We start from the raw sequence: 26,961 nt of genomic DNA, 5'->3' as shown, positions 1-26,961 counted from the left end.
CGCAGCACCGGCCGCGATGTCCAAAACACCAAATAACAAATTCAAAAAACGGGTGGTACACATGATTCCTTCCCAAAGCTCTCGCATGGCTCCGGCCATGAACGTCACTGCCGGTGGCATCGGCGACAAAATCCGCGGCGCCATTGCGGTCGGCAAAACCCGTTGGGGCATGCTGGCGCTGGTGTTTTTCGCCACCACCCTGAACTACATCGACCGCGCCGCCCTGGGCGTGATGCAGCCCATCCTGGCCAAGGAGATGAGCTGGACGGCGATGGATTACGCCAACATCAACTTCTGGTTCCAGGTGGGTTACGCCATCGGGTTCGTTCTGCAGGGCCGGTTGATCGACCGGGTCGGCGTCAAGCGCGTGTTCTTCTGCGCCGTACTGCTCTGGAGCCTGGCGACCGGCGCCCACGGTCTGGCCACTTCGGCGGTCGGCTTCATGGTTTGTCGCTTCATCCTCGGCCTGACCGAAGCAGCGAACTACCCGGCTTGCGTGAAAACCACACGCCTGTGGTTCCCGGCCGGCGAGCGCGCCGTGGCCACCGGCATTTTCAACGCCGGTACCAACGTTGGTGCGATGTTCACGCCGATGCTGCTGCCACTGATCCTGCACGTCTGGGGCTGGCAAGCCGCGTTCCTGTGCATGTCGGCTCTGGGCGGGATCTGGCTGCTGTTCTGGGGCCTGAAGTACTTCAACCCGGAAGATCACCCGAGCGTCAAACAGTCGGAGCTGGACTACATCCAGAACGAAGTCGAACCGGAACAAACCCGCGTGCCGTTCTCGAAAATCCTTCGCATGCGCGGCACCTGGGCCTTCGCCCTCGCCTATTCGATGACGGCGCCGGTGTTCTGGTTCTACCTGTACTGGCTGCCGCCGTTCCTCAACCAGCAATACAATCTGGGCATCAACGTCACCCAGATGGGTATCCCGCTGATCATCATCTACCTCACTGCCGACTTCGGTAGCGTTGGCGGCGGCATCCTCTCCTCGTTCCTGATCGGTCGCGGAGTCAATCCGATCAAGGCGCGACTGATGTCCATGTTCCTGTTCGCCTGCTGCATCATCGGCGTGATCATGGCCGCCGGTTCCAGCAACCTGTGGGTCGCGGTGTTCGCCATCTCCCTGGCCATCGGCGCACACCAGGCCTGGACCGCGAACATCTGGAGCCTGGTGATGGACTACACGCCCAAGCACATGATGAGTACGGTGTTCGGCTTCGGCGGCATGTGTGCGGCGATTGGCGGGATGTTCATGACCCAGCTGGTCGGCCACATCCTGACCGTCACCAACAACAACTACACCGTGCTGTTCACCATGATTCCGGCGATGTACTTCATTGCGCTGACCTGGATGTACTTCATGGCACCGCGCAAGATTCCTACCGTCACCGACTAAAACATCATCACCCTCACAGGTTTTTTAGCGGCGGCTTTGTTGCCAGGCCGCTGCCAACCCGCTGCAGCAAATCACGGCAATGCCGAGCAGGGTGGTCAGTGTCGGCGTATGGGAAAACAGCAGCCAGCCCAGCAGGCCGGCGAAGATGATCTGGCAATAGCTGAACGGTGCCAGCAGTGCCGGTGCCGCGAGGCGGAAAGCCTGGGTCAGGAACAGGTGGGCCGTCATCCCGCAGGCCCCCAGCGCCAGCATCATCGCGCCATGCATCAGGTTTGGCGTCTGCCAGAAGAACGGCACCAGCGCACTCATCACCAGCGTGTTGCACAAGCCTGCGAAGAAGTTGCTGGTGGTCGGGCTGTCGATCTCGCTGAGCTTGCGCGTCAGCAGTTGATAGAAGCAGAAAAACAGCGCCGAGCAGAATGGCAGCAACACCGCCGGGGTAAACAGATCACCGCCGGGGTGAACGATGATCAGCACCCCGCTAAAACCGAAAATCACCGCCAGCCATTGCCCTCGTGTCACCCGCTCCTTCAGCAGCGGCACCGACAACGCGGTGACCAGCACCGGAGCGAGGAAGTTGACCGACGTAGCCTCGGCCAGCGGGATGTACATCAAGCCTGTGGTGAAAAACAGACTGGTACCCAGCAGGCACAGCGCCCGGATCAGCTGAAGCAATGGCCGTTTGGTACGCAGCACTCGCAGCCCGGATTGCGGCAGGAAAATCCCGGCCATCAGCAAGGTGTGAACCACGTAACGCGCCCAGACCACCATGACAATGGGATAGAAACCCGAGAGATATTTGGAAAAGGCGTCGTGGCTGGAAAACAGGAAGGTCGCGACAACGATCAGCAGGATCCCTTTGAAGGGCTGATTGACGCCGGAAAGCGGGGTGCTGCTGGGCGACGTCAAGACGAAGTCCTTTTATGGGTTGAGGCGAGACCTGAATAATTTAGAACCCAGTTCCACTTTATGACATCAATGACTCAAGAAAGTGTGCGAATACCGCACACTCTATTCAAGCAGACATCACGCTCAACTGAACAACTCTGACGCCTGGCTCGCCAGCGAAAGCTCTTCGGCGTACTTCAACAAGGTCGACGCCAACTCATGCAAGCGCGCACCGGGCATTCGCGCGCTTGGCCCGGCAATACTGAGCACGCCAATCACCCGGCCATCCAGTGGATGACGTACCACGGCGGCAATCGCCGAGGTGCCCACCGCCGAACTTTCCTCGACCCAGGCGTAGCCTTGCTCCCGCGCCAGACGCAAGCGCTCCAGCAGTTCAATATTCGAACGCGGTGCATTAGGCCCGATATCCCGAGGCAATCCGCCCCCTTGCCGCTCGACCAGCAACAGCGCCTCGGCATCGCTCATGCACGCCAGCCACGCATGCCCGGAAGCCGTGTAGAACAAAGGCGCATCACGCCCCATGTCCGGGTCGTAGCGCAGGCCCGAGCGGGCACCCTGGGACTTGGCGATCCAGACCTGCCGCTCACCCTGAATCACCCCCAGACGCACCAGTTCACCGGTTTCCCCGGCCAGTCGATCAAGCACCGGCTGAACGATATCCGCACCGCTGCCGGACAGGTATCGAAAGCCCATGGCCACCAGCTTGGTCGACAGGTGATAGCGCAGGTTGTCCGGATTCTGCCGCACGTAACCCAGGCGAATCAGTTCGGCGAGCAACCGATGAGTCGCGCTTTTAGGGATTTCCAATTGCTCGGCCAACGTCTGCATCGGCAGACCCTGCGGTTCACCTGTCAGGCTTTCCAGCACGCTGAAGACACGTTCGATCTGACTGCCGGCCATGGTAGGTCCCAAACAAAATTTGGCTGATTCTAGAAGAGAAGCCCCACGAAGCAAAATTGGAACCAGTCGCACAACCGGCAGTCTGACTATCGGACTGGCGCGGCTCTCAATTCGCAGCAACACTCATCGCACGGCTCTTTACCCGGAACAAAAGAGGATTCCCGCATGCTATGGAAAAAAGGCCGACGCAGTGACAACGTGGTCGATGCCCGTGGCGATGATGTCGGCAGTGGCGGCGGTGGGATGCGCTTCGGCGGTGGCAAGGGCCTGAGCCTGACGGCAATCCTCCTGATCGTCGGCATCGGCTGGATCACCGGCCAGGATCCGTTGCAAATCCTCGGACAACTGACCGGGCAAATGGGCCAGCAAACGGCGCCCGCTACCAACCAGAGTCGCAAGGCACCGCCGGTCAATGATGAAAGCGCGGAGTTCGTTCGTTCGATCCTCGGCGATACTGAGGACACCTGGGGTGCGATTTTCCAGCAGGCTGGCCGCCAATACAAAGACCCGACCCTGGTGCTGTTCAGCAACCGCGTGAATTCGGCCTGCGGCCTGGCCACCTCGGCGACCGGCCCGTTCTATTGCCCGGCGGACCAGAAAGTCTACCTGGACATGGCGTTCTTCCAGGAAATGTCCCAACGCTTTTCCGCCGCAGGCGACTTCGCCCAAGCCTACGTGATCGCTCACGAAGTCGGACACCATGTACAGACCCTGCTTGGGGTTTCCGCGAAAATTCAGGCAGCGCGCCAGCAGGGTCGGCAGATGGAGGGCGACGGTGGTTTGCTGGTTCGTCAGGAACTGCAAGCCGATTGCCTGGCCGGCGTCTGGGCCAACAATGCGCAGAAGCGCCTGAACTGGCTGGAACCGGGCGACATCGAAGAAGCACTGAACGCAGCGAACGCCATCGGCGACGATCGTTTGCAGCAACAGGGTCAGGGCCGCGTGGTCCCGGACTCGTTCACCCATGGTACGTCGGCGCAACGGGTGCGCTGGTTCAAAACCGGTTTCGCCCAAGGCCAGGTTGGCCAGTGCGATACCTTTGCGGCGAAAAATCTGTAAATGAAGAATTGGTTGTTGGTTGTTCTGTTTACTTGCGCAACGTCCCAGGCCGCCGAGCATGAGGTCAAGGAGCTCAGCTCAGGGCGCCTGCTGTTGAAATCAGGTGAAATCGCGGTGGGCATCAGCCCCGCCCCGGCAAAAATCGAACGGGTGCTGATCATCCTCCACGGTCGCTTGCGCAATGCGCAAACCTATCTGCAGAGCGGTGAGCACGCGGCCGAACTGGCCGGACAAAGTGCAACGACCCTGGTGATCGCCCCGCAGTTTCTCAATGAAACCGACGTTGCGGTCCATCCGGTGGCCGACACGGTTTTGCGCTGGCAAGGCAATGATTGGATGGCTGGCGGCGAATCCACGGCACCGTTTCGGCTGAGTTCCTACGCCGCGCTCGACGAAATCATCGCCCGCCTGGGTGACCGCCAGCAGTTTCCGGATGTGAAGCAAATCGTCATCGCCGGGCACTCCGGCGGCGCGCAGGTGGTTCAGCGCTATGCATTGCTCGGCCACGATCAACCAGCCCTTGAAGCAGCAGGCGTGCAGGTGCGATACGTGATCGCCAATCCGTCGTCCTACGCCTATTTCGATGAGCGCCGGCCAGTGGCGTTCAGCCACGCGGGTTGCCCGCAATTCAATCGCTGGAAATATGGGCTGACGGATTTGCCCGCCTACGCCGAAGGACAAACTCTCGCACAACTGCAGGAAAAGTACCTCACGCGTGACATCGTTTATCTACTGGGCCAGCAGGACACCGACCCGAATCATCCGGCGCTGGACAAGAGCTGCGAGGCTCGGGCGCAAGGACCTTATCGATTGGCGCGCGGGCATTTTTACTTTGATTATCTGAAGCGGCTGCAACCGCAAGGGTTGAATCAGCAACTGATTGAAGTACCCGGGGTCGGGCATAACGGCGACGGGATGTTTACCTCGCCAGAGGGGCAGAAGGCTTTGTTTGGTCAGTAGGTTATGCACTGCCTGATCTGACGCCATCGCGAGCCTGCTCGCGATGGCGGTCTAGCAGACAACAAATTCGTCAAGCCGACAACATCTGCCGCAACTCGACACAATCCGCCGCATGCCAATCGGTCAATTCCGGCCATGGATTATCCGGCAGATTCACCAAAACAGTCCGCGCTCCCGCCGCTCGCCCGCAATCGAGATCGAAGCGGTAATCACCGACCATCACCATCTCGCTCGCCGGCACCTTCCACGCTTCGGCCAGTTTCAGCAGCCCGCCCGGATGCGGTTTGGGTGGTGCATCATCGCGACCCAACACATCTTCCAGTGCAAAGCAGTCGGCCAGGCCAATGGCCTCCAGCGTGACATGCGCCAGCTCCCGGGCATTGCGCGTGAGAATGCCCAGGCGATAACCGCGCCCGGCCAGCTCACGCACCAGCTCCACCGCGCCCGGTGCCGGTTGCGAACCGAGGGCCAGGTCCCGCTCATGCTCCAGCAGCCACGCATGTTTGGCTGCGGCTTCATCGGCCGGCAGTGCGGCGAGGTGAGTCAGGATGTCGTGTTCGGCAGGGATCGCCAACGCCACGCGAATCGCCGCGAAGTCGTGCACGGCGACCGTCAGGGTACCGTCCATGTCGAACACCCAGTGACGTACATCGGCCAGGCTCATGTCCAGTCCTTGCGATGACGGATCAAGCCTTCCTGGGTGACCGAGGCCACCAGTTGCCCGGCGCGGTTGAACACGCTGCCACGGGAGAATCCACGGGAGTTGCCGGCCCACGGACTGTCCATCGCGTAGAGCAACCAGTCATCGGCACGCAAATCCTGGTGGAACCACAACGCGTGATCGAGGCTGGCGACCTGCATGTCCTTGTGCCAGACCGACTTGCCGTGGGGCTGCATCGAGGTGGTCAACAAGCCAAAGTCCGATGCGTAGGCGAGCAAATACTTATGCAGCGCCGGCGAATCGGCCAACGCCCCGTCGGCGCGGAACCAGACGTACTTGACCGGGTCGGAGGGTAGCGGGTTGTAGGGATCCTTCTCGGTCACCGGGCGAAATTCGATCGGCTTCGGGCACAGCAGTTTTTCGCGCATTTTCTCGGGGATCAGGTGCGCGCGCTGCTGGGTAATTTCCAGTTCCGATGGCAGGTTTTCCGGACCGACCACTTGCGGCATTTCGCTCTGGTGCTGAAAACCTTCTTCGTCGTACTGGAACGACGCACTGCACGTGAAGATCGGGTGGCCCTTCTGGATCGCCGTCACCCGGCGCGTGCTGAAACTGCCACCGTCACGCACCCGGTCAACCTGATACACCACCGGCAGCCCGGCATCGCCCGGACGCAGGAAATAGCCGTGCATCGAATGCACATGGCGCGCCTCTTCAACCGTCTGACTGGCCGCCGACAGCGACTGGCCGAGCACCTGCCCACCGAACAACTGGCGAAAACCCAGATCCTGGCTGCGGCCACGGAACAGGTTTTCCTCGATCGGTTCCAGGGTCAGCAGGTCGACCAGATCATCCAACACTTGGCTCATTCAGATGCTCCTCACGCAACACATTGCCGCGCAGCCTTGGCTGCAACGGTCGATTCAGTTTCTGGACCGGGCCCATGAAGGCCATTGTAAACGTCCGTGTCAGGTTATCCATGCAAGGTTTGCAGCCATTGTTCGCGACTGATGCGATACAGCACATGCCGACACAACGGATGATCGGCCTCGAGTCGCGGGTGATCGAAGTCATTTTCCGGATCATGGTGCATGCCGATGGCCTGCATGACTTTCTCTGACTGCAGATTGGTTTGCGTGGTGAAGGCCACAACCTCTTTCAGCGGCAGGCGGTCGAACCCGCAGCGCAGAGCGGTCCACGCCGCTTCACTGGCGTAACCCAGGCCCCAGTGCTCGCGGGCCAGGCGCCAGCCGATTTCCGTGGCAGGGGTGAAAGGCGCGTCGAAACCGACCACACCGAGCCCGGTAAAACCGATGAATTGGCCGGTGTCCTTGCGTTCCAGAGCCCATAGGCCGAAACCATACTCGGCGAAATGGCCACGGATTCGCCCGATCAATGATGCACTTTCCAGCCGACTCAAGGTTGCCGGGAAATAGCGCATCACCTGCGGGTCGGCACACATCGCCGCAAAGTCCGCTAAATCTTCATCGCGCCACTGGCGCAACAGCAGCCGAGCGCTTTCAAGTTCCAGTATTGGCTCCATTGCTCCCCGCCCTCCGTTTGCATGCCGCAAGTCTACAACGCTGGTAGGATCCTTCTCTCATTCCTGAATGAAATCATCATGCCGCTCCCGCTGATTTATCACGAAGACTACAGCCCCGAGTTTCCGGCGGATCACCGCTTTCCGATGGACAAGTTCCGCCTGTTGCGCGATCACCTGGTGGACAGCGGCCTGACCCGCGACGCCGACCTGTTGCGCCCGGATCTATGCCCCGCAGAGATTCTCGCCCTCGCCCATGACCCTTCGTATATCGAACGCTACATGAGTGGCGAATTATCCCGCGAAGACCAGCGCCGCCTCGGGCTGCCCTGGAGCGAAGCCCTGGCCCGGCGAACGGTGCGGGCGGTCGGTGGCTCGTTGCTCGCCGCCGAGCAGGCGCTGGAGCATGGCCTGGCCTGTCACCTGGCGGGCGGCACCCACCATGCGCACTACGACTACCCGGCCGGGTTCTGCATCTTCAATGACCTGGCGGTGATCAGCCATTACCTGCTGGAAAGTGGAAGGGTGAACCGGGTACTGATCTTCGATTGCGACGTGCATCAGGGCGACGGGACTGCACGAATTCTGCACAACACCCCGGAAGCATTGACCGTTTCCCTGCACTGCGAGAAGAACTTTCCCGCACGCAAGGCCGAAAGCGACTGGGACATTGCGCTGCCCAACGGCATGGGCGATGCCGACTACCTGAAGGTGGTGGACGATGCACTCAACTACCTGCTGCCGCTCTACCAACCGGATCTGGTGCTGTATGACGCCGGAGTCGATGTGCACAAGGACGACGCACTGGGTTATCTGAAGCTGACAGACGAAGGCGTCGCCGCCCGCGATGAAAGCGTGATGCGCCATTGCCTGGGTCGCGACATTCCGCTGGTCGGGGTAATCGGCGGTGGCTACAGCAAGGACCGCCAGGCCCTGGCCCGCCGTCACGGCATCCTTCATCACAGTGCGCAACGCGTCTGGCAGTCATCAGGTTGTCACTGAGCTGTGGATGCTTTACCCACAATGCCTGTGGAACTGCCTGTGGATAACCTGAGTGAAAGGGACTACAGGCCACACGACTTATAGGCTACAGAGAGATGGTCGTTTTTTAACCACCCTTTCAAAGACACCTCTAAACCCTGTAGGAGTGAGCAGGCTCGCTCCTACAGGGGATGGGGCTGGTAGAATGCGCGGCTTATTCCGTCAGACCGCAGCGCACCCCATGACCCAATCCTCGCCAGCCCTCCCCCCTCACGTCGCCATCATCGGCGGCGGCCCCGCCGGTCTGATGGCGGCCGAAGTGTTGAACCAGGCCGGGATCAAGGTCGACCTGTACGACGGCATGCCTTCGGTCGGACGAAAATTCCTCCTGGCCGGCGTCGGCGGCATGAACATCACTCACTCTGAAGCCTACCCGGCGTTTCTCTCGCGCTACGCCGAACGCGCCCCGCAGATCGCCCCGCTGCTGCGCGGCTTCGGTGCCGATGCGCTGTGCCAATGGATTCACGAGCTAGGCATCGAAACCTTCGTCGGCAGTTCCGGCCGGGTATTCCCCACCGACATGAAAGCCGCGCCGCTGCTACGCGCCTGGCTCAAGCGTCTGCGCGACAGCGGCGTAGTTATCCACACCCGCCACCGCTGGCTCGGCTGGGACGAGCGTGGCGGATTGCGCATCGACAGCCCGGAAGGCGAAAAGACCGTTCAAGCCGATGCCACCCTGCTCGCCCTCGGTGGCGGCAGTTGGTCGCGGCTGGGCTCGGACGGCGCGTGGATGTTGCCGCTGGAGCAACACGGCGTGGGACTGGCGCCGTTGCAAGCCAGTAATTGCGGCTTCGAGGTACAGGCCTGGAGCGAATTGATGGTCAGCAAATTCGCTGGCGCGCCGCTGAAAAACATCGCCATTGGCCTTAACGATGACGTGCCGCGGCTCGGCGAATGTGTGATTACCGCCACCGGGATCGAGGGCAGTCTGATCTACGCCCTGTCGGCAGCGATCCGCGAGGCGATCAACCGGCACGGTTCGGCAACGATTCATCTGGACCTGTTGCCGGGCCGGCCTGTGGATAAAGTTATGGCGGCGTTGAGCAAACCCCGGGGATCGCGCTCCATGGCCAAGCACCTGCACAGTCAGTTGGGTATCGATGGGGTCAAAGCGGCGCTATTGCGTGAACTGACCGGCGTCGACTGCTTTGCTGACATGGCCTTGCTGGCCAACGCGATCAAGGCATTGCCCCTGACGCTGGTGAAAACCCGTCCACTGGATGAGGCCATCAGCAGCGCTGGCGGTGTGTTGTTCGAGGCGATGGATGAGCGATTGATGCTCAAGCAACTGCCTGGCGTGTTTTGCGCCGGGGAAATGCTCGATTGGGAAGCGCCGACCGGCGGCTATCTGCTGACCGCGTGTTTCGCCAGTGGGCGAGCGGCCGGGTTGGGGATGGTGGAGTGGTTGAAGCACAAAGGCTGAAGACCGCGGCGCGCCCTTCGCGAGCAGGCTCGCTCCTACAGGGGATTTGTGAACAACGCAGACCCCTTGTAGGAGCGAGCCTGCTCGCGAAGGCGGCTTAACAGACGCCGCAGGTAATCAAGGCTTACGCTTACGCGGCCCGGTATTGAACACCGGCACCTTGCGCACAGGCTTGATCGAAGGCTCCGCCGGCGCAACCTCTCCGCTATCCACCCACTTACCCAGATTGCGTTTACCACCGCCACCACCGGAAGCCTTGGGCTTCTTCGGTTTCTTCGGCTTCTTGACGACCTGGCCACTGGCATCGGTGTCCGGTACGCGGTGCTCGGGCTCGAAGTCCGGCTCGTTCTGCCGCTTCAAGGTCTGGCGGGTCAGCATCTCGATAGCCGACAGCAGATTCACTTCATCGGCGCAGACCAGGGAAATCGCCTCGCCCGTCGAACCCGCGCGGCCAGTACGACCAATGCGGTGGATGTAGTCTTCGGCGACGATCGGCAAGTCGAAGTTGACCACCAACGGCAGGTCTTCGATGTCCAGGCCACGGGCCGCCACATCGGTGGCGACCAGGATCTGCACTTCACTCGCCTTGAAGCGGTCCAGTGCGCGCTGACGAGTCGCCTGGGGTTTGTCGCCGTGGATGCCGTCAGCGTTGATGCCCAGACCCTGGAGTTTATCCACCAGCGCGTCCACGCCGTTGCGGGTCTTGGCGAACACCAGCACCTGCTTCCACTTGCCCTTGCGCATCAGGTGCACGAACAGTTCCGGCTTGCGCTTCTTGTCCACCGTCACGATCCATTGCTTGACCGTATTGGCCGCGACGTTGCGCGGGCTGACTTCGATGCTCAGCGGGTCGTTGAGCATTTGCCCGGCCAGCAGGCGGATATCATCGGAGAAGGTCGCGGAGAACAGCAACGTCTGACGTTTCTTCGGCAGCGCGCGGTAAATGTTCGCCAGTTCCTCGGAAAAGCCCAGGTCGAGCATGCGGTCGGCTTCGTCCAGCACCAGGGTCTGCAACTGGTTGAACTTCAGCGCGTTCTGGCGGAACAGGTCGAGCAAGCGGCCCGGGGTCGCCACCAGCAGATCGACACCGCTGCGCAGTTTCATCATTTGCGGGTTGATGCTGACGCCGCCGTACACCGCGTAAGTACGCAGCGGCAGGTTTTCGGCGTACTGGCGCACGGCTTCGTGAACCTGCTCGGCCAGTTCGCGGGTCGGCACCAGGATCAGCGCGCGCACCGAGTTGGCAGTGACTTTCGGCCCTTCCATGGCCAGCAGTTGCAACAGCGGCAGGGCGAAACCGGCGGTCTTGCCGGTGCCGGTCTGGGCCGCGGCCATCAGGTCGCGACCGGCCAGCACCGCCGGAATGGCTTGCGCCTGAACCGGCGTCGGAGTCTGGTAGCCGAGCGTCTCGAGGGAGCGCAGCAAGGGTTCGATCAGGCCAAGGGTGGCGAAAGTCATGGGAGTACCGTAGGAAAATTCAGCGCAGTTGTGCAAAACGAGTGTGCAATGGCGCGCAGTTTACCCTAATTCACACGGGATTCTGTCGGTACTACCTTCGCCACCACTGGCCGCGCTGGCGTGCGACGCCACTGCGGCAGGCCAATCAATACTACGGCGCTGATGATTACCGCCATCGCCAGGGCTTCTTCAATACCGATGGTTTCGCCGACGAACACGATCCCCAGCAACACAGCCACCGCCGGGTTGACGTAGGCATAACTGGTGGCCGCGGCCGGACGCACGTGCTTCAACAGGTACATGTAGGCGTTGAAGGCGATGATCGAACCGAACACGGTCAGATACGCCAACGCGGCCCAACCTTCGATCGGCGGCATCTTTTCCAGGTGTTCACCGCTGACTGCGCTGGCGATCAGCAACACGACGCCGCCCACCAGCATTTCCACGGCACTGGCCATTGCGCCTTGAGGCAACGGCAAGTGTTTGCTCCACACCGAGCCAAAGGCCCAGGTTGCCGCCGCGAAAATCAGCAGGGCCGCGCCCAACGGGCTCGACTGCAGGTTGGAACCGAGGTTGAGCATGGCAATACCGATCAAGCCGAGCACAATCCCGGCCCATTCGAGACGGGTATTACGCGCGCCCCAGAAATATCCGCAGAGCAAGGTAAACAGCGGCACGGTCGCCACTGCCAAAGCGGCCACCCCAGAGGCCACGCCCGTATGCTCGGCCACACTGACCGCACCGTTACCGCACGCCAGCAGCAATACGCCGATCATCCCCGCGGCCTTCCATTGCGCCCAGGTCGGTGCCGGCGCCCCGCGCCAGCGCAGGAAGCCATACATCAAGGTTCCGGCGATCACGAAGCGGATGCCCGCAAGCAGCAACGGCGGCCAGTACTCCACGCCGATGCGGATCACCAGGTAGGTCGAGCCCCAAATCACATACAAGGCGAAGAAGGCAGCGATCAAGGGTAAGGGAAAGCGACGAGGGCCGGACATGGGGGCAGCTCACAGGCAAGGACAAGTGAACGGCTATTCTAGAAAGGCCAGCGTCGAAAAATAAGTTACAAAACCTGTTTAAAGCGCCAGTACACTTTTCAAAACACGGAGTTCAGCGCTATAAACCGTGTTTTCGAAAGTCGGCCATTTTCAGGAGTCACCCCGATGGATAAGTACGACCGCATGCTGCTCAGCGCCCTGCTGGAAAACGGTCGCGCGTCCTACGCCGACCTGGCGCGCAAGGTCAACCTGTCCGCCCCGGCCGTGGCCGAGCGCGTGGCCAAGCTCGAAGCCAGCGGTGTGATTACCGGCTATCAGGCAAAGGTCGACATGGCCAAGCTCGGCCTGCCGATCCAGTGCGTGATCGAACTGCGCCTGAACCAGCACGGCAACCAGAAAGCCTACGACGACCTGATCAAAATCCCGCAATTGACCGAATGCCATCGGGTGACGGGTGACCCATGCGTGATCATGCAAGCGGCTGTGGGCTCGATGCCGGAGCTGGAAGAACTGATCAACCGGATCGCAACGTTCGGGTTCAGCAAGACGTCGATTGTGTTGTCCAGCGCCATCGAGAAGCGGGTGCCGTTGGGGCATATCGAAGGTAATGGCAAATAGCTTTCTGTAGGACTGTAGGACCGTAGGAGCTGTCGAGTGAAACGAGGCTGCGATCTCTTGATCTTGATCTTTAAAATCAAAGTCAAAAGATCGCAGCCTCGTTTCACTCGGCAGCTCCTACAGGGATTTGCGATGTATTCAGAATCCGCGATAGCGCTTGAGGTGTTCGTTCACCTTCGCCGCCGGCACTTTCTGCAATTTGCACAACAAGTCATGGGACAGCTCGCGCAAGCCATGCTTGTGCCGCAACTCCTCGGCCAGGTGCGCCGTCAGGTTGGCGGCCATCTCGGCATCGGCCATGGCCCGGTGGGCCTTGCCGGTGTGGGGCAGGTTGGCGAATGTGGTGAGGGTGCCGAGCTTGTGGTTCGGCGCGGCGGGCATCAGCCGGCGGGCCAGTAGCAGCGAGCAGGCAAAGTTCTGCAAGCGGGTGCGTTTGATTCGCCCCAGTTCGAAGTCCCAGAACTTCTGGTCGAATGCGGCGTTGTGCGCCAGCAGTGGCGTGGTGCCGACGAATTCATTCACTTCGTTCATCACCTGCTCCGCCGACGGCGCCGTACGCAGCATGGCGTTGCTGATGCCGGTGAGTTGCTCGATGAAGGCCGGGACGCGCACACCGGCGTTCATCAGGCTTTGGTAACGCTCGACGATGCGCCCCTGTTCAAGGATCACCACGGCAATTTCCGTGGCCCGGCAGCTGCTGCTCGGGGAGATCCCGGTGGTTTCGAAGTCGATGACTGCTATGCGTTCCAAACCTGGTTCAACTCCGTAAAAATCAATTCTTGAGCAACAACGCGCCTTCGATCGGCACGTAACGGCTGGCGGCGCGGATCAGCGAGTTCGCCGTCAGGCCCGGCACGCCGTAGGCCACCGCCTGCACCCCGTGCTTGCTGATGATGCGTTCCAGCAGCATGTCGAAATCACCATCGCCGGAGGCCAGGACGATTTCATCGACATGGTCGGCGGCATCCATGATGTCGAGAGTAATGCCCACGTCCCAGTCGCCCTTGGCCGAACCATCGCTGCGCTGGATGTACGGCTTGAGCTTCACGGTGAAACCGAGGTTGCGCAGGATCTGCTGGAACTGCTGCTGTTTGCTGTCGCCACGGTCGATGGCGTAGGCGTAGGCTTCGACGATCTCGCCCTGTTTGCTGATGTCAGCCCACAGTGCGGCGTAGTTGAAGTGGCAACCATAAGCCTGACGCACGGTGTAGTAGAGGTTCTGGACATCGGCGAACACTGCGATTTTTTTCACCGGCTTTCCTCAAGGCTGAATCAGGCACCAGGCCCGAAAGGTCGCCCAGTATGCCAGCCCAAAGGATTGTTCCGCGAATAATCAGCTATGTGGCAAGGGAGCAAGCTCCCTTGCCACATATGTGTCAGACGAAGGAATCGTCGTCGCCGCCGAAGAACGATGAGTTGTCATCGCTGTAGTCGGCGTCGCTGAACCCGCCCTGATCGTTGCCGTAGGAGTCGTTACCGGCCATGCGCTGGTCATCGCCCCAGCCATTGTTGCCCTGGTCATTGACCTGGGCCGGCTCTTCCTTGATGACTTCGACGACTTCCGGTTGCTGATTGTGATGGAACAGGCTGCTGATGCCTTGCGCCAGCATCACGCCACCCGCCACGCCGGCGGCGGTTTTCAGCGCACCACCGAGGAAACTGCTGCCGGCCGCTGCCGGAGCCTGCTGTTGCGGCGCATAGCCTTGCTGTGGAAAGTTCTGCTGTGGGGCACCGAAGTTCTGCTGTGGCGGTTGCGAACCGAACGACGAGCGCCCCGGCTCACGCCAACCACCACTCGATGGCGGCGCGCTCTGGGTCGGTGCCGGTTGTGGATCACGGGAAGCGCCACCAAAAATACTCGACAAAAAGCCACCGCTACTCGGAGCCGGAGCCGGGGTTGCCTGAGCCTTGACCTGTTGCAATTCGGCCTGCAACTGCTGGACTTGCCGGGTCAGTTGCTGGTTCTGCTCGTCGAGGCTCTTGATCGCCGCCTCTTGCACCAGAATCGCCTGGGTCATGAAATAACCTGCCGCCGGCTGGCGCGTCAGGTGTTCCTTGATCCGCGCCTCGGCCTGGGCGTCGCGCGGGGCTGAGTCCGTTTCGGCCTGTTGCAGCCGGGAAAACAGTCCATCGATCAGGGTTTGTTCTTCGCTGTTCATGGCGACCTCGTAGATTGCCGGGGGAAATCGTTGCCCTTTTCCACTGAGGATAAGGTGCTCGACCTTAATGGAGGCTGAAACAAGATGTTTCAATGACCTTTACCGAACGTTTACGTTTGCGTCCCCGAGCACTTGATCGGTTAAAGTGAGCGACTGCTTCCAACCTGCGATACCCACTGATGAATCCGTTAGATGTCCTGCGTGACTCGCTGTATTTCTTCAAGCGCAATCTTGGCCAGATCGTGCAGCTGTGCCTGCCGCTGGTGATGCTTGAGGCGCTGCTGCAACAAGTGGTCGACCACTCCACGGAGCCGGACAGTTTCCCCGGCATCAGCGTGATCGTCGGCTTGCTGGTGTACCCGCTGTACACCGCCGCGCTGATTCTGTTTCTCGACGCCCGCAGCCGCGGCGAGTCGCCGCGCAACCGCGACCTGCTGGCGACGGCGGCGAGCCTGTGGCCACGCTTCGCCCTGCTGACGGCGCTCAATACCGTGCTGATTCTGCTAGGCCTGTCACTGTACTTCCTGCCGGGTATCTACCTGATGGTGACCCTGGCGTTTGGCGAATACCTGCTGGTGTTGCGCGGCCTGGCGCCACTGGCGGCCATGAAGGAAAGCCTGCGCATGACCCGCGGCCATTTTCTGCGCATCCTGCTGTGCATCCTGAGTGTGATGGGGCCGTTGTGGCTGCTCAAGGGGGCCACCCTGGCGGTGTATCCGGAACCGCAAAACCCGGTGATCTCGCTGCTTATCGACAGCGCCCACAGTTTCCTGCAGCTGTTTACCAGCGTGGTGCTGTTCCGTCTGTTCATGCTGATCAACCCGTTGACTGAAAGAAATGACAGCTCGCTCTGACCTTGGGCGCGACCATCGCTCTCGGGTATGCTCGGGAACAATTTTGTAACGCCAATAAGCCGAGCCATGACCCGTCTACTGCGCTACACCCTGCTGGGCCTGCTGATCGTGATCGGCCTGATCGCCGTGATGATCTACAGCCTGACCTGGCGCCCCGACGCCAAAGAAGTTTTGCCAGTCAGTTGCAACGCCCAGGCACCCACCCTGGTCCCCGGGCAGGCGTTGAAGGTGATGACCTGGAACGTCCAGTACCTTGCCGGCAAGCGTTACGTGTTCTGGAATGACCTGGCCGCCGGTACCGACGAACGTCCCACAGCGGAAGACATGGCTTTCAGCCTCGACGAAGTGGCGCGGGTGATTCGCGACGAACAGCCGGACATCGTGCTGTTGCAGGAACTGGACGACGGCGCCAAGGCCAGCGATTACCAGCACCAGTTCAAACTGCTGCAAGAACGGCTCACCGACTTGTATCCCTGTGGCACCAGCGCGTTCGACTGGAAGGCCGACTTCGTGCCGAACACGCACATTTTCGGCAGTGTCGGCCGGCAACTGGCGACCCTGAGCCGTTACCAGATCGAACATGCCGAACGGCTGCAACTGCCCATCGCCTCGGGAAATCCGGTCAGCAGCCAATTCAAACCCAAAGACGCCTTGCTGGTGAGCTACTTGCCGTTGAGTGATGGCGGACAAATAACGGTGCTCAATACCCATCTGGACCGCGCCACCCAAGCTGACAATACCTTGCAAAACCAGGTGACCGCCGTGGCCAGGGCCCTCGATAAACTCGAAAGCCGTGGCACGCCGTGGCTGATCGGTGGGGACTTCAACCTGTTACCGCTGGGCCAGTATCGGCGCCTGTCCGATGCGCAACGCGCACCCTACTCCGCCGACAGCCCGCTACACCTGCTGTGGGACAAGTACCCGATGATCCCGAGCAACAACGAAGCCAGTGGTATCGACCGCGAACGCTGGCTGACCCATTACCCGAACGATCCCGGGCTGAACGGACCGGACCGGACCGTCGACTACCTGTTCTACAGCCCGCGGATCAAACGGGTGGAGGCGATGGTGCGGCAGGACGATACGTTGCGCATCTCCGATCACCTGCCGGTGATTGCGCGGTTCCTGTTGCCGGTTGCGCCCTGATTCCGAATCAACACAAAACCTTGTAGGAGCTGGCTTGCCAGCGAAGAGGCCAGTACATCCAACATCAATGTCGTTTATTGCACCGCTTTCGCTGGCAAGCCAGCTCCTACAGGGGTGTGCATTGGCGACTTAATGCACCTCCTCCAGATCATCATGCAGCAGCCCGAAGATCTCGCGTTTCATCTCGATGAACGAGCGCTCCATGACCATGTCCAGGTTACGTGGACGCTCGATCGGCACGTCCAGAATCTGCTTGATCCGCCCCGGCCTGGCGCCCATCACATACACACGGTCGCCCAGCAGAATCGCCTCGTCGATGTCGTGGGTCACGAACAACACCGTCTTCTTGCTGTTGCCCCACACCCGCAGCAACAACTGCTGCATTTGCAGGCGCGTCTGGCTGTCGAGGGCGCCGAAGGGTTCGTCCATCAGCAGGATCTGCGGGTCGTTCGCCAGCGCCCGGGCAATCGCCACGCGTTGCATCATCCCGCCAGACAGCTGCTTGGCGTAGTTGTCGGCAAAGCCGCTCAGGCCCACCTCATTGACGTAGTAATCGACGATGTCCTTGCGTTGCGCCGCTGGCATGCCGCGCCGCTTGAGGCCGAACTCGACGTTCTGGCGCACCGTCAGCCACGGGAACAACGTGTAGCTCTGGAACACCATGCCGCGATCCGCACCGGGGCCTTCCACCTGTTGGCCGCCGACGTAAATCTCGCCTGATGTCGGTTCGGCCAGGCCGGCGGTGAGGTATAGCAGGCTCGACTTCCCGCAGCCCGAAGGCCCCACCAGTACCGCGAATTGCTGGTCCGGCACCTCGAACGACACTTCCTCCAACGCGGTAAAGGTACCGCCATCGGGTTTCTTGTAACGCAGGCTGACCTTGTCCACTTGCAGCCGAGGGGCGTTCACCGGGGCAGCCTGAGGGGCAACAAAACGATGAGTGGCGGCGGTTACTGAGCCCATGCGGTGATCCTCAGACGTAGGAAACGGAACAGTTGATCGGTGACCAGGCCCAGCAGGCCGATGATCGCGATGGCCAGGAAAATCACATCCACCTGAAAGCCACGCATGGCCTTGAGGCTCAGGTAACCCAGGCCACTGGAAGCGGCGACCAGTTCAGCCACCACCAGGTAAGTCCAGGCCCAGCCCATGGTCACCCGCAAGGTGTCGAGCACGCCCGGCAGGGACGCCGGGGCGATCACATGCAGCACCGCGTCACGACGGTTCGAACCGAGGGTATAGGAGGCATTGATCAGGTCCTTGGAGATGCCTTTGGACACGTCCGCGATCATCACCAGTTGCTGGAAGAACACGCCGAAGATGATCACCGACACCCGCTGCTCCAGACCGATGCCGATCCACAGGATGAACAGCGGCACGAACGAGGTCACCGGTAGGTAGCGAATGAAATTCACCAGTGGCTCAAGGAACGCCTGGACGATGCGGAAGCTGCCCATCAGCAGTCCCAGCGGTACCGCCACCAGGGACGACACGATGAAACCGACCATCACCACTTCGACACTGGCCCACACATGCTGGCCGAGGGTGCCGTCGCGCCCCAGGCGCACGGCGGCCTCGACCACCGCGCCCGGCGTCGGCAGGAACATGCCCGGCACCACGCCACCGTAGGACAAGCCGGCCCACAGGCCGACCAACAGCACCCAGGCAAGACCGCTCGCGCTCCAGATCACCGAGACCGGCAAACCGGTCTTGGGCGTGATGCAGCGGCTCAGCCATGAATTGCGCTTGAACATGCAGCCTCCTAGAGCGGGGTGACGAAGCGGTTGTCGATCAGGTCGTCATTGCTGACGTTGTAGGGCTTGCCTTGCAGCTCGCTGGCGGTCTCGTTGGCCAGCTTGATCAGCGGCGCGCTGTCACCCGGCTTGCCCGGTGCGCCCAGAAGTTTTTCGCTCATGGCCTGATCGTAGAAGCGCACGCCCTGGGCGGCGGCTTCCAGCTCCTTCGGATCGGCCAGGTAACCGCCAACGCCCTTGGCCATGATTTTGTAGGCTTCCTGTGGATGATCCTTGGTGTACTGCACGGCTTTATACAAACCGGCCACCAGTGCCTTGACGTCTTCCGGCTGCTTTTCGATCACGGTGCAGTTCAGTGCAACAACGTCGACGATCACCCCCGGTGTGCTGCTGCTGTCGATCAGCACCTTGCCCTGCTGCTTGTCGCGAACCATCGACAGGTGAGGTTCCCAAGTCACGGCAGCCGGTACGCGACCGGCGATGAACGCGGTGGCGGCGTCGTCGGCCGTCATGTTCTGCACAGTGATGTCGCTCATTTTCATGCCGTTCTTTTTCAACAGATACGACAACCAGAATTGCGAAGTCGAACCTTCGTTTACTGCCACGGCCTGGCCCTTGAGCTCCTGCAGGCTCTTGACGTCCTTGCCCACCAGCACGCCGTCGCCACCATGGCTGTCATCAAGTGCGGCCACAGCCTTGAAGCAGAATTGCGGACGGTACTTGAGCACCTCGTCGATGGTCGACGCCGAGCCGGACAACTCGCCGGAAGCTTGTGCGGCCATGTACATCGCCGCTTCTTCGACCACCGGCAACTCGACGGTCAAACCGTTTTCCTTGAAGTAGCCAAGGTCCTGGGCCAGGTACAGGGTGCCGTAGCCGACCCAGGTGGTATGACCGATGGACAGGGTGCCGGCCTGGGCGCTGGTGGCGACCGTCGCGGCGATGGCGGTGACCGCCAGTGGATGGGCAACGCGCGTAAGCAAGGACTTGATCATGGAGCACTCCCAAAGCTGTTGATTTAGTTTTGTCATGGGCAGTACGGCGAGCCCTGAATCGGCTGCAACCTGTGGTCTCTCGGGGACCCTTCGGCGGGCAGCATTCGGCGGGCTGGCGAGATCGATGTTGGCCCAAGGGCGGGATTAGGAAAATGAGGAAATATGTGGATGCGAACGATGAAAAAACTCGTTAGCGCGCACCGCGAAAGGGCGCTGTGGGCGGGGATGCCCGAGGTGGGTGCAAGGCGGTAAAAATGTGTTGAATCGGCCATAGCATTCGCGAGCAAGCCCGCTCCCACAGGGGTTCCAGGTTGACCACAACATTGGGATCAACTCAGTTCCATGTGGGAGCGAGCTTGCTCGCGATAAGGTCCGCAGGACCTTCCAGCAAGATCAGAGCCGGCCGTATTCCTGCGCCGTACGATCCAGCGCTTTCAGGGTCTTGCTGATCAGCTCATCAATCTCTTCACGGCTGGCAATCAACGCCGGCGCCATGATCATCCGGCCCAAGGTCGAGCGAATGATCACCCCCTCCTCGAAACCAATGGTGCGGCAGCGCCAGGCGATGTCGTTCTCGTTGGCAAAGCGCTTGCGGCTGGTTTTGTCTTCAGCCAGTTGCAGCGCCGCGACCATGCCCGTGCCCTGGATATCGCCCACCAGCGGGTGCTTGCCGAACACTTCGCGCAGGCACTGTTGCAGGTACGGACCAATGTCATCCTTGACCCGCGTCACCACGCCTTCATCGCGCAGGGCCTTGAGGTTGGCAATCGCCACCGCCGCCGCCACCGGGTGCCCGGAATAGGTCAGGCCGTGGGCAAACACGCCGCCCTGCTCCACCAGCACCGAGGCCATTTTTTTCGACAGGATCAAGCCGCCCATGGGGATGTAGCCCGAGGTCAGGCCCTTGGCGATGGACAGGGTGTCCGGCTCGAAACCGAAGTACTCGTGAGCGAACCATTCGCCGGTACGACCGAAGCCGCCGATCACTTCATCGGCGCACAGCAGCACGTCGTATTTGCGGCAAATGCGCTGGATTTCCGGCCAGTAGCTTTCCGGCGGGAAGATCATGCCGCCAGCGCCCTGGAACGGTTCGGCGATAAAGCCAGCGACCTTGTCCGCCCCCAGTTCGAGAATCTTCGCTTCCAGTTGCTGTGCCGCACGCAGACCGAATTCGGCCGGCGTCAGGTTGCCCTCGTGAGCGAAGAAGTACGGCTCGTCGATGTGCTCGATGTCCGGAATCATGCCGCCCATTTCGTGCATGAATTTCATGCCGCCGAGCGCCGTCGCGGCCAGGGTCGAACCGTGGTAACCGTTCCAGCGGCCAATCATGATTTTCTTCTCGGGCTTGCCGAGCACCTGCCAGTAACGACGCACCGTGCGGATCAACACCTCGTTGGCTTCAGAGCCGGAGTTAGTGTAGATCGCGTGGCTGTAGTGACCCGGCAGCAGGCTGAACAGCAGCTCGGACAGCTCGATCACCTGCGGGTGGGTGGTGTGGAAAAACATGTTGTAGTACGGCAGCTGCTCCAGTTGCTGGCTCGCCGCGAGGGCCAGGTCCTTGCGCCCGTAACCGAGGTTGGTGCACCACAACCCGGACATGCCGTCGAGGTAACGCCGGCCATCGTTGTCCCACAGGTGCAGGCGCTCGCCACGGACCATCACCCGTGGCCCCTCGTCATTGAGGGCTTTCTGATCGACGAACGCATGGATGTGGTGCGCAGCGTCGGCGGCCTGGTAGTCGCGGGTTTCACGTGGTGTGGTCATCGCCAGTTCTCCGTTTTGTTATCAGCGCAATTGAAACCAGGTGGTCTTCAACTGGGTGTATTTATCGAATGAATGCAGGGACAGGTCGCGGCCGAAACCCGACTGCTTGCCGCCGCCAAAAGGCACGGTCACGTCAAGTGCATCAACGCTGTTGACCGACACCGTACCGGCCCGCAATTGTCGGGCCACACGATGGGCGCGATTGAGGTCGTCGGTCCACAGTGAAGCTGCCAGCCCGTAGACGCTGTCGTTGGCCAAGTGCAAGGCATGGGCCTCGTCGTCGAACGCCGTGACGGCCAGCACCGGGCCGAACACTTCATCGCGAAACAGCGGCATGTCCGGGGTCACGCCGGTAAAAATCGTCGGCTGAATGAAGTTGTCCGAGCCGTTGAAGATCGACTGCCGACCGCCACAAACCTTGGTCGCGCCTTGCTGCTCGGCCTGCTGGATGAATTTCATGATGCGCGCGGTCTGACGGCTGTCGACGATGGCCCCGGCGGCGCTCGACGGGTGCAGCGGATCGCCGGGCTGCCAGCGTTCGGCCTGGGCCTTGAGGCGTTCGACGAACTCGTCATGAATCGAACGCTGCACCAGCAACCGCGAGTTGGCCGAACAGACTTCGCCCTGATTGAAGAAGATGCCGAACGCGGCTTTCTCGGCCGCCAGATCCAGGTCCTGGCAATCGGCGAACACCAGGTTCGCGCTCTTGCCGCCGCACTCCAGCCACACTTGCTTGAGGTTCGACTGGGCCGAGTACTGCATGAAATACTTGCCGACTTCGGTGGAACCGGTGAACACCAGGCAATCGACGTCCGGGTGCAGGCCGAGGGCCTTGCCGGTCTGCTCGCCAAGGCCCGGCAGCACGTTCAACACACCCGCTGGTACACCGGCTTCCAGCGCCAGCTCCGCCAGGCGCAGGGCAGAAAAAGGCGACTGCTCGGCCGGTTTGAGGATTACCGAGTTACCGGCGGCCAGGGCCGGGGCGAGTTTCCACGCAGCCATGTCCAGGGGGAAATTCCACGGCACCACGGCCGCCACTACGCCCAGGGCTTCACGGGTGATGGTCGCCAGCACGTTCTGCGCACTCGGCGCGACCTGATCGTAGAGTTTGTCGAGGCTTTCGGCGTACCAGCGGAACACTCCAGCGGCACCCGGCACGTCGATGTTGTAGGCATCGGCGACAGGTTTGCCCATGTTCAGCGAATCGAGCAGTGCCAGCTCTTCACGGTTTTCGAGAATCAAGTCGGCCAGGCGCAACAGCACTTGCTTGCGTTCGGTCGGTGAGCGCGCCGCCCAGGTACCCGCCTCGAAGACCTGCCGCGCATTACGCACCGCCGCGTTCACGTCTTCCTCGCCACATGCCGCGACATTTGCCAGGCATTGACCGGTGGCGGGGTTGATCGCGGCGAAAGTCTGCCCCGACTGCGCCCCACGGTGCTGGCCGTCGATCACGGCATGGTCGGGAAACCGCAGGGATGCGACTTTGCGTTGCCAATACTCAAGCTCGAACACGTTCAGATGCTCCAGAGGACATTCTTGTGTATTGGATAGTCGCTCAGGCCCAAGCGGTGGAAAACCAGTAAAAATGTGTTCGCAGGCCAAGAAAAAACTACGTAGCCAATCTCCCTTCTGGCGCAGCATGTGGTTATTGTTCAATCACAACAAATCGCTGCCCGAGCGGATAGGGGTGGCGCGCAAATTGCCAGGATGCCTGATCTGTTCTCCCCCCGAGGTTTGCTGTGGCTGCCTACAATCTGCGTCAATTGAAATACTTCATCACCACCGTCGAATGCGGCAGCGTCGCCGAGGCCTCGCGCAAGCTGTACATCGCACAGCCTTCGATCTCCACGGCCATCAAAGGGCTGGAAGACAGTTTCGGTGTGCAACTGCTGATCCGCCATCACGCCCAGGGCGTGTCGTTGACCCCCAGCGGTGCCCGCTTTTACCGCAAGGCCCAGGAGCTGCTGCGCATGGCCAAGGAGTTCGAGCAGAACGCCCTGGCCGACAACGACGTGGTGTCCGGGCAGATCGATATCGGCTGTTTCGAAACCGTCGCACCGCTGTACCTGCCGCAATTGATCGCCGGGTTTTCGGCGTTGTACCCGGGGGTGGAAATCCGCATCCGCGACGGCGAGCAACAAGAGCTGGTGCAGGGCCTGACTTCCGGTGCTTTCGATCTGGCGATCCTCTACGAGCACGACCTCGACGGCACCATCGCAACCGAACCCTTGATGCCGGCGCAACGGCCTTACGCATTGCTGCCGGCGGATCACCGCTTTGCCCAGCAGGCGCAGGTGTCGCTGCGGGACCTGTGCCTGGAGCCGATGATTCTTCTGGACGTGCAGCCGAGCCGAACCTACTTCGTCAGCCTGTTCGATGAGCTGGGCCTGACCCCACGCATCGCCTTCAGCTCGCCATCGATCGAGATGGTGCGCGGCATGGTGGGACAGGGTTTTGGGTTCTCGATCCTGGTGACCAAACCGCATTCGGAGTGCACCTACGACGGGCAGAAAGTAGTGTGCGTGGACATCGCTGAAGAGGTCACCGGTTCGGGGCTGGTGGCGGCATGGCTCAAGCGCGGGCAACTGACCAAACCGGCGCAGTTGTTCGCTGACTATTGCCGCGAACAGCTGACCGCAAAATCCGAAAGCTCAACGCCGTCCGTGTAGGAGCTGCCGCAGGCTGCGATMTTTTGACGTTKATTTTTTAAGATCAAAAGATCGCAGCCTGCGGCAGCTCCTACGTAATCGCGATGCGACTACTTACGCGGCTTGATCCGCGCAGTCGCCTCCGCCACCAGCGGATCATCCGGCCAGTAATGTTTCGGATAACGTCCCTTCAAATCCTTCTTCACCTCCGCATAGGTGCTGCGCCAGAAGTTCGCCAGATCCTGCGTCACCTGCACCGGCCGCCGCGCCGGGGACAGCAGATGCAGCTTGACCACCTGCCGGCCACCAGCGATGCGCGGGGTCTCGGCCAGGCCAAACAACTCCTGCAAACGCACCGCCAGAATCGGCGGCTGTTCGCTGTAGTCCAGACGAATCGACGAGCCCGACGGCACGTTCAAATGATGCGGCGCCAGCTCGTCCAGCCGTTGCGGCAATGGCCACGGCAACAGATTGTGGACGATGCTCGACAGGTCGAGATTGGCGAAGTGACTGAGCCGGGAAACCTTGCCCAGATACGGCATCAGCCAGTTCTCCAGACTCTTGAGCAACGCCGTGTCGCTGACATCCGGCCACTCGCTGTCACCCTTTCCGGCGAGGTCCAGTTGCCGCAACAACGCCACCCGCGCCTGCCACTGACGCAGCTCCGGGGTCCACGGTAATAGCTCCAGGCCTTTGCGCCGCACCAGGTTCACCAGCGCCTGACTGCGGGCGGTTTCGTCGAGGCCCGTGAGTGGCTCGCGACTGAGGATCAGTTCACCGACCTTGCGCTGACGCTCGGCCCGCAGCACGCCTTCACGCTCATCCCAATCCAGTTGATCGACGCAGCGCACCTGCTCTGCCAGCACTGAATCGAACAGCGCCGGATCGAAGTCCGTCGCCAGGTAAATCCGCTCCTCACGCTGGCCCTGGCGACTGCCCAGATCGGCGATCACCAGCCACGGCTGCTTCATCAGACTGTCGGCCTCGGCGAACAGTGCGGCACGGCCGTTGGCCAAACGATACTCAGCGCCACCGGCACGTCGCTGTTGGGCGACACGGTCGGGATAGGCCAGCGCCAGCAACGCGCCGAGCCAGCGCGGATGATCCGGATCGCTGACCGGCTCCGAGGCTTTGCCGCGCAGGTAACCACGATACTGCCGCGCCAGTTGCCGTGCGCGCTGCACGCCCCCCTGAGCACCGCGTGCGGCGCGCTCTTCGCCAGACAGCAGTACCAGTCGGCTGTGCAAGTCCGCCCCGCCGCCACGCAAGATATCGCGCTCGCCGAGCAGCGCCGCGACATCGCAGGCCATGTCCGCCAGACCCAGTGCCTGGCCACGCAACAGCAAATGCGCGATACGCGGATGCGCCGGCAGTTCGGCCATGGCCTGACCGTGGCGGGTCAATGCGTCCCCCTCCAGAGCTCCCAGGCGTTCGAGCAGGTCCTGAGCCTGTGCATAAGCGGCGGCCGGCGGCACGTCGAGCCACACCAGTTGCCCGGGCGTCACGCCCCAACGTCCCAGTTGCAAGGCCAGCCCGGCGAGGTCCGCCGAAAGGATTTCCGCACTGCCATAGGCCGCCAGTTGCTCGTGTTGGTCCTGGGACCACAAGCGATAACACACGCCCGGTTCCAGTCGCCCGGCCCGGCCCGCGCGCTGGGTGGCGCTGGCTTTGGAAATGCGCTGGGTGTCGAGGCGGGTCATGCCGCTGCCGGGGTCGAAACGCGGCACCCGTGCCAGCCCGGCATCGATCACCACGCGTACGCCGTTGATGGTCAAACTGGTTTCGGCGATATTGGTGGCCAGCACCACTTTGCGTTTGCCCGCCGGTGCCGGATCGATCGCGGCCCGCTGCGCGGCGAGGTCCAGTTCACCGTGCAATGGGCACAGTAGAACCTGAGTATTTTCGCCCAAGGCATCCGCCAGTTGCTGATGCACGCGGCGGATTTCCGCCTGCCCCGGCAGGAACACCAGCACGCTGCCGGTCTCGTCGTTCAAGGCTTCGAGGATGGTCTGCACCAGACGCGGCTCGATGAATTCACCAGACTGGAACGGCCGGCCCCAGCGCATCGCCACCGGGTACATGCGCCCTTCGCTGCGCAGGATCGGCGCGTCGTCGAGCAACCCGGCCAAGCGTTCGCCTTCAAGCGTGGCGGACATCAAGAGGATTTTCAGCGGCTGATCGTCACGGAACAGTTCGCGGCCATTGAGGCTCAAGGCCAGCGCCAGATCAGCGTCGAGACTGCGCTCGTGAAATTCGTCGAAGATCAGCAGGCCCACGCCTTCCAGTGCCGGGTCGTCCTGCAGGCGCCGGGTGAGGATGCCTTCGGTGACCACTTCGATACGAGTGTTGGGGCCGACCTTGCTGTCGAGCCGAATGCGATAACCCACGGTCTCGCCGACCTTCTCCCCCAGCTCACTGGCCAGCCGTTCCGCCGCTGCACGCGCGGCCAACCGGCGGGGTTCGAGCATCAGGATGGTCTGCCCGGCCAGCCACGGCTCGTTGAGCAAGGCCAAAGGTACGCGGGTAGTTTTACCGGCGCCGGGCGGCGCTTCGAGCACGGCTTCGTTGCGTGTAGCGAGGGCTTCACGCAGGGCGGGTAAAACTTCATCGATCGGCAAAGAAATCATGCTGGCTCCAAAACAGAGGGCCGAGTATAACGGCGAACTGTCAGGCGT

25 protein-coding genes are annotated in these 26,961 nt (G+C 61.4%); 9 read left to right on the top strand and 16 right to left on the bottom strand.

Annotation, left to right across the window (positions count from 1 at the left end; genetic code table 11):
• The first annotated feature begins 61 nt into the window (after window positions 1-61).
• Window positions 62-1,399 (top strand): MFS transporter, encoded by a 1,338-nt coding sequence (locus AC1DWG_RS12045; RefSeq protein ID WP_477787847.1) that lies wholly within the window; start codon window positions 62-64, stop codon window positions 1,397-1,399.
• Between the two features lie 24 nt (window positions 1,400-1,423).
• Here the strand turns inward: AC1DWG_RS12045 and AC1DWG_RS12040 are convergent, their stop codons facing one another.
• Window positions 1,424-2,308: a DMT family transporter gene (locus AC1DWG_RS12040; protein WP_477753945.1), complete on the bottom strand. Its 885-nt coding sequence runs from the start codon at window positions 2,306-2,308 to the stop codon at window positions 1,424-1,426.
• Between the two features lie 123 nt (window positions 2,309-2,431).
• Complete coding sequence (locus AC1DWG_RS12035; protein WP_477764507.1) at window positions 2,432-3,208, bottom strand: IclR family transcriptional regulator; 777 nt, start codon at window positions 3,206-3,208, stop codon at window positions 2,432-2,434.
• A gap of 165 nt (window positions 3,209-3,373) precedes the next feature.
• On the opposite strand from AC1DWG_RS12035, the gene ypfJ reads away from it, so the two are divergent.
• Together ypfJ and AC1DWG_RS12025 are read left to right on the top strand one after the other, a co-directional pair.
• A complete protein-coding gene (ypfJ, locus tag AC1DWG_RS12030) occupies window positions 3,374-4,267 on the top strand; it encodes a KPN_02809 family neutral zinc metallopeptidase (RefSeq protein WP_477753947.1) in 894 nt (297 codons plus the stop codon).
• The gene (locus AC1DWG_RS12025) at window positions 4,268-5,227 is read left to right on the top strand and encodes an alpha/beta fold hydrolase (RefSeq protein WP_477764506.1); all 960 of its coding nucleotides are present in this window, start codon (window positions 4,268-4,270) and stop codon (window positions 5,225-5,227) included.
• Between the two features lie 70 nt (window positions 5,228-5,297).
• Here the strand turns inward: AC1DWG_RS12025 and AC1DWG_RS12020 are convergent, their stop codons facing one another.
• The 3 genes from AC1DWG_RS12020 to AC1DWG_RS12010 form a co-directional block, all read right to left on the bottom strand.
• Window positions 5,298-5,891, bottom strand: a complete 594-nt coding sequence (locus tag AC1DWG_RS12020; protein ID WP_008052432.1) for an HAD family hydrolase — start codon at window positions 5,889-5,891, stop codon at window positions 5,298-5,300.
• Window positions 5,888-6,757: an acyl-CoA thioesterase II gene (gene tesB / locus AC1DWG_RS12015; protein ID WP_477787846.1), complete on the bottom strand. Its 870-nt coding sequence runs from the start codon at window positions 6,755-6,757 to the stop codon at window positions 5,888-5,890. Before tesB ends, AC1DWG_RS12020 begins: the two co-directional genes overlap by 4 nt.
• Window positions 6,758-6,861: 104 nt before the next feature.
• Complete coding sequence (locus AC1DWG_RS12010) at window positions 6,862-7,431, bottom strand: GNAT family N-acetyltransferase (RefSeq protein WP_477787845.1); 570 nt, start codon at window positions 7,429-7,431, stop codon at window positions 6,862-6,864.
• A gap of 78 nt (window positions 7,432-7,509) precedes the next feature.
• On the opposite strand from AC1DWG_RS12010, the gene AC1DWG_RS12005 reads away from it, so the two are divergent.
• Together AC1DWG_RS12005 and AC1DWG_RS12000 are read left to right on the top strand one after the other, a co-directional pair.
• A complete protein-coding gene (locus AC1DWG_RS12005) occupies window positions 7,510-8,430 on the top strand; it encodes a histone deacetylase family protein (RefSeq protein WP_477787844.1) in 921 nt (306 codons plus the stop codon).
• Between the two features lie 220 nt (window positions 8,431-8,650).
• The gene (locus tag AC1DWG_RS12000) at window positions 8,651-9,892 is read left to right on the top strand and encodes a TIGR03862 family flavoprotein (protein WP_477787843.1); all 1,242 of its coding nucleotides are present in this window, start codon (window positions 8,651-8,653) and stop codon (window positions 9,890-9,892) included.
• Window positions 9,893-10,009: 117 nt separating this feature from the next.
• Here the strand turns inward: AC1DWG_RS12000 and AC1DWG_RS11995 are convergent, their stop codons facing one another.
• Window positions 10,010-11,350, bottom strand: coding sequence for a DEAD/DEAH box helicase (locus AC1DWG_RS11995; RefSeq protein WP_477787842.1), 1,341 nt, complete (start codon window positions 11,348-11,350; stop codon window positions 10,010-10,012).
• 65 nt (window positions 11,351-11,415) lie between these two features.
• A complete protein-coding gene (gene yedA, locus AC1DWG_RS11990) occupies window positions 11,416-12,348 on the bottom strand; it encodes a drug/metabolite exporter YedA (RefSeq protein WP_477787841.1) in 933 nt (310 codons plus the stop codon).
• A gap of 165 nt (window positions 12,349-12,513) precedes the next feature.
• On the opposite strand from yedA, the gene AC1DWG_RS11985 reads away from it, so the two are divergent.
• Window positions 12,514-12,966 carry an Lrp/AsnC family transcriptional regulator gene (locus AC1DWG_RS11985; protein ID WP_007990688.1) on the top strand — a complete coding sequence of 151 codons (453 nt, stop codon included), beginning with the start codon at window positions 12,514-12,516 and terminating at the stop codon, window positions 12,964-12,966.
• Window positions 12,967-13,104: 138 nt separating this feature from the next.
• Here the strand turns inward: AC1DWG_RS11985 and AC1DWG_RS11980 are convergent, their stop codons facing one another.
• The 3 genes from AC1DWG_RS11980 to AC1DWG_RS11970 all read right to left on the bottom strand — a co-directional run bounded on the left by AC1DWG_RS11980 (window position 13,105) and on the right by AC1DWG_RS11970 (window position 15,125).
• On the bottom strand, window positions 13,105-13,716 hold the full coding sequence (locus AC1DWG_RS11980; protein ID WP_477755002.1) for a 3'-5' exonuclease: 612 nt from the start codon (window positions 13,714-13,716) through the stop codon (window positions 13,105-13,107).
• A 22-nt stretch (window positions 13,717-13,738) separates the two neighbouring features.
• A complete protein-coding gene (locus AC1DWG_RS11975) occupies window positions 13,739-14,218 on the bottom strand; it encodes a LabA-like NYN domain-containing protein (protein WP_007990686.1) in 480 nt (159 codons plus the stop codon).
• A gap of 124 nt (window positions 14,219-14,342) precedes the next feature.
• Window positions 14,343-15,125, bottom strand: a complete 783-nt coding sequence (locus tag AC1DWG_RS11970) for a DUF2076 domain-containing protein (RefSeq protein ID WP_477764501.1) — start codon at window positions 15,123-15,125, stop codon at window positions 14,343-14,345.
• Between the two features lie 179 nt (window positions 15,126-15,304).
• On the opposite strand from AC1DWG_RS11970, the gene AC1DWG_RS11965 reads away from it, so the two are divergent.
• Window positions 15,305-15,979 (top strand): YciC family protein, encoded by a 675-nt coding sequence (locus tag AC1DWG_RS11965; protein ID WP_477764500.1) that lies wholly within the window; start codon window positions 15,305-15,307, stop codon window positions 15,977-15,979.
• 66 nt (window positions 15,980-16,045) lie between these two features.
• On the top strand, window positions 16,046-17,125 hold the full coding sequence (locus AC1DWG_RS11960) for an endonuclease/exonuclease/phosphatase family protein (protein WP_477787840.1): 1,080 nt from the start codon (window positions 16,046-16,048) through the stop codon (window positions 17,123-17,125).
• 129 nt (window positions 17,126-17,254) lie between these two features.
• Here the strand turns inward: AC1DWG_RS11960 and AC1DWG_RS11955 are convergent, their stop codons facing one another.
• The 5 genes from AC1DWG_RS11955 to AC1DWG_RS11935 all read right to left on the bottom strand — a co-directional run bounded on the left by AC1DWG_RS11955 (window position 17,255) and on the right by AC1DWG_RS11935 (window position 23,150).
• Window positions 17,255-18,088: an ABC transporter ATP-binding protein gene (locus tag AC1DWG_RS11955; RefSeq protein WP_007975815.1), complete on the bottom strand. Its 834-nt coding sequence runs from the start codon at window positions 18,086-18,088 to the stop codon at window positions 17,255-17,257.
• The gene (locus AC1DWG_RS11950) at window positions 18,076-18,879 is read right to left on the bottom strand and encodes an ABC transporter permease (protein WP_007990681.1); all 804 of its coding nucleotides are present in this window, start codon (window positions 18,877-18,879) and stop codon (window positions 18,076-18,078) included. The genes AC1DWG_RS11955 and AC1DWG_RS11950 overlap by 13 nt, the downstream gene beginning before the upstream one ends.
• An 8-nt stretch (window positions 18,880-18,887) precedes the next feature.
• Window positions 18,888-19,874 (bottom strand): ABC transporter substrate-binding protein, encoded by a 987-nt coding sequence (locus AC1DWG_RS11945; protein ID WP_057400544.1) that lies wholly within the window; start codon window positions 19,872-19,874, stop codon window positions 18,888-18,890.
• A 393-nt stretch (window positions 19,875-20,267) separates the two neighbouring features.
• Window positions 20,268-21,638 (bottom strand): aspartate aminotransferase family protein, encoded by a 1,371-nt coding sequence (locus AC1DWG_RS11940; RefSeq protein ID WP_477787839.1) that lies wholly within the window; start codon window positions 21,636-21,638, stop codon window positions 20,268-20,270.
• Window positions 21,639-21,659: 21 nt separating this feature from the next.
• On the bottom strand, window positions 21,660-23,150 hold the full coding sequence (locus AC1DWG_RS11935) for an aldehyde dehydrogenase (RefSeq protein ID WP_477764497.1): 1,491 nt from the start codon (window positions 23,148-23,150) through the stop codon (window positions 21,660-21,662).
• Window positions 23,151-23,377: 227 nt separating this feature from the next.
• Here AC1DWG_RS11935 and AC1DWG_RS11930 point away from each other — a divergent pair, with 227 nt between their 5' ends.
• Entirely contained in the window at window positions 23,378-24,307 is a 930-nt protein-coding gene (locus AC1DWG_RS11930) for a LysR family transcriptional regulator (RefSeq protein ID WP_477760375.1), read from the top strand.
• Window positions 24,308-24,396: 89 nt separating this feature from the next.
• Here the strand turns inward: AC1DWG_RS11930 and hrpB are convergent, their stop codons facing one another.
• Window positions 24,397-26,913 carry an ATP-dependent helicase HrpB gene (hrpB, locus tag AC1DWG_RS11925; RefSeq protein WP_477787838.1) on the bottom strand — a complete coding sequence of 839 codons (2,517 nt, stop codon included), beginning with the start codon at window positions 26,911-26,913 and terminating at the stop codon, window positions 24,397-24,399.
• Window positions 26,914-26,961: the final 48 nt, after the last annotated feature.

The sequence above is a fragment of the Pseudomonas sp. P4_B3 genome, assembly GCF_056402295.1.
Note: the sequence above shows the minus strand (reverse complement) of the source record. Positions and strands in the feature narration are given on the sequence as shown.

Coding starts and splice junctions, on each gene's coding strand:
- AC1DWG_RS12035 (WP_477764507.1), bottom strand. CDS start 3,208: ATGGCCGGCAGTCAGATCGAACGTGTCTTCAGCGTGCTGGAAAGCCTG.
- AC1DWG_RS12045 (WP_477787847.1), top strand. CDS start 62: ATGATTCCTTCCCAAAGCTCTCGCATGGCTCCGGCCATGAACGTCACT.
- AC1DWG_RS11995 (WP_477787842.1), bottom strand. CDS start 11,350: ATGACTTTCGCCACCCTTGGCCTGATCGAACCCTTGCTGCGCTCCCTC.
- AC1DWG_RS11955 (WP_007975815.1), bottom strand. CDS start 18,088: ATGGGCTCAGTAACCGCCGCCACTCATCGTTTTGTTGCCCCTCAGGCT.
- ypfJ (WP_477753947.1), top strand. CDS start 3,374: ATGCTATGGAAAAAAGGCCGACGCAGTGACAACGTGGTCGATGCCCGT.
- AC1DWG_RS12000 (WP_477787843.1), top strand. CDS start 8,651: ATGACCCAATCCTCGCCAGCCCTCCCCCCTCACGTCGCCATCATCGGC.
- AC1DWG_RS11960 (WP_477787840.1), top strand. CDS start 16,046: ATGACCCGTCTACTGCGCTACACCCTGCTGGGCCTGCTGATCGTGATC.
- AC1DWG_RS11945 (WP_057400544.1), bottom strand. CDS start 19,874: ATGATCAAGTCCTTGCTTACGCGCGTTGCCCATCCACTGGCGGTCACC.
- AC1DWG_RS12020 (WP_008052432.1), bottom strand. CDS start 5,891: ATGAGCCTGGCCGATGTACGTCACTGGGTGTTCGACATGGACGGTACC.
- AC1DWG_RS11970 (WP_477764501.1), bottom strand. CDS start 15,125: ATGAACAGCGAAGAACAAACCCTGATCGATGGACTGTTTTCCCGGCTG.
- AC1DWG_RS11950 (WP_007990681.1), bottom strand. CDS start 18,879: ATGTTCAAGCGCAATTCATGGCTGAGCCGCTGCATCACGCCCAAGACC.
- AC1DWG_RS12025 (WP_477764506.1), top strand. CDS start 4,268: ATGAAGAATTGGTTGTTGGTTGTTCTGTTTACTTGCGCAACGTCCCAG.
- hrpB (WP_477787838.1), bottom strand. CDS start 26,913: ATGATTTCTTTGCCGATCGATGAAGTTTTACCCGCCCTGCGTGAAGCC.
- AC1DWG_RS12005 (WP_477787844.1), top strand. CDS start 7,510: ATGCCGCTCCCGCTGATTTATCACGAAGACTACAGCCCCGAGTTTCCG.
- AC1DWG_RS12010 (WP_477787845.1), bottom strand. CDS start 7,431: ATGGAGCCAATACTGGAACTTGAAAGCGCTCGGCTGCTGTTGCGCCAG.
- AC1DWG_RS11985 (WP_007990688.1), top strand. CDS start 12,514: ATGGATAAGTACGACCGCATGCTGCTCAGCGCCCTGCTGGAAAACGGT.
- AC1DWG_RS11965 (WP_477764500.1), top strand. CDS start 15,305: ATGAATCCGTTAGATGTCCTGCGTGACTCGCTGTATTTCTTCAAGCGC.
- AC1DWG_RS11940 (WP_477787839.1), bottom strand. CDS start 21,638: ATGACCACACCACGTGAAACCCGCGACTACCAGGCCGCCGACGCTGCG.
- yedA (WP_477787841.1), bottom strand. CDS start 12,348: ATGTCCGGCCCTCGTCGCTTTCCCTTACCCTTGATCGCTGCCTTCTTC.
- tesB (WP_477787846.1), bottom strand. CDS start 6,757: ATGAGCCAAGTGTTGGATGATCTGGTCGACCTGCTGACCCTGGAACCG.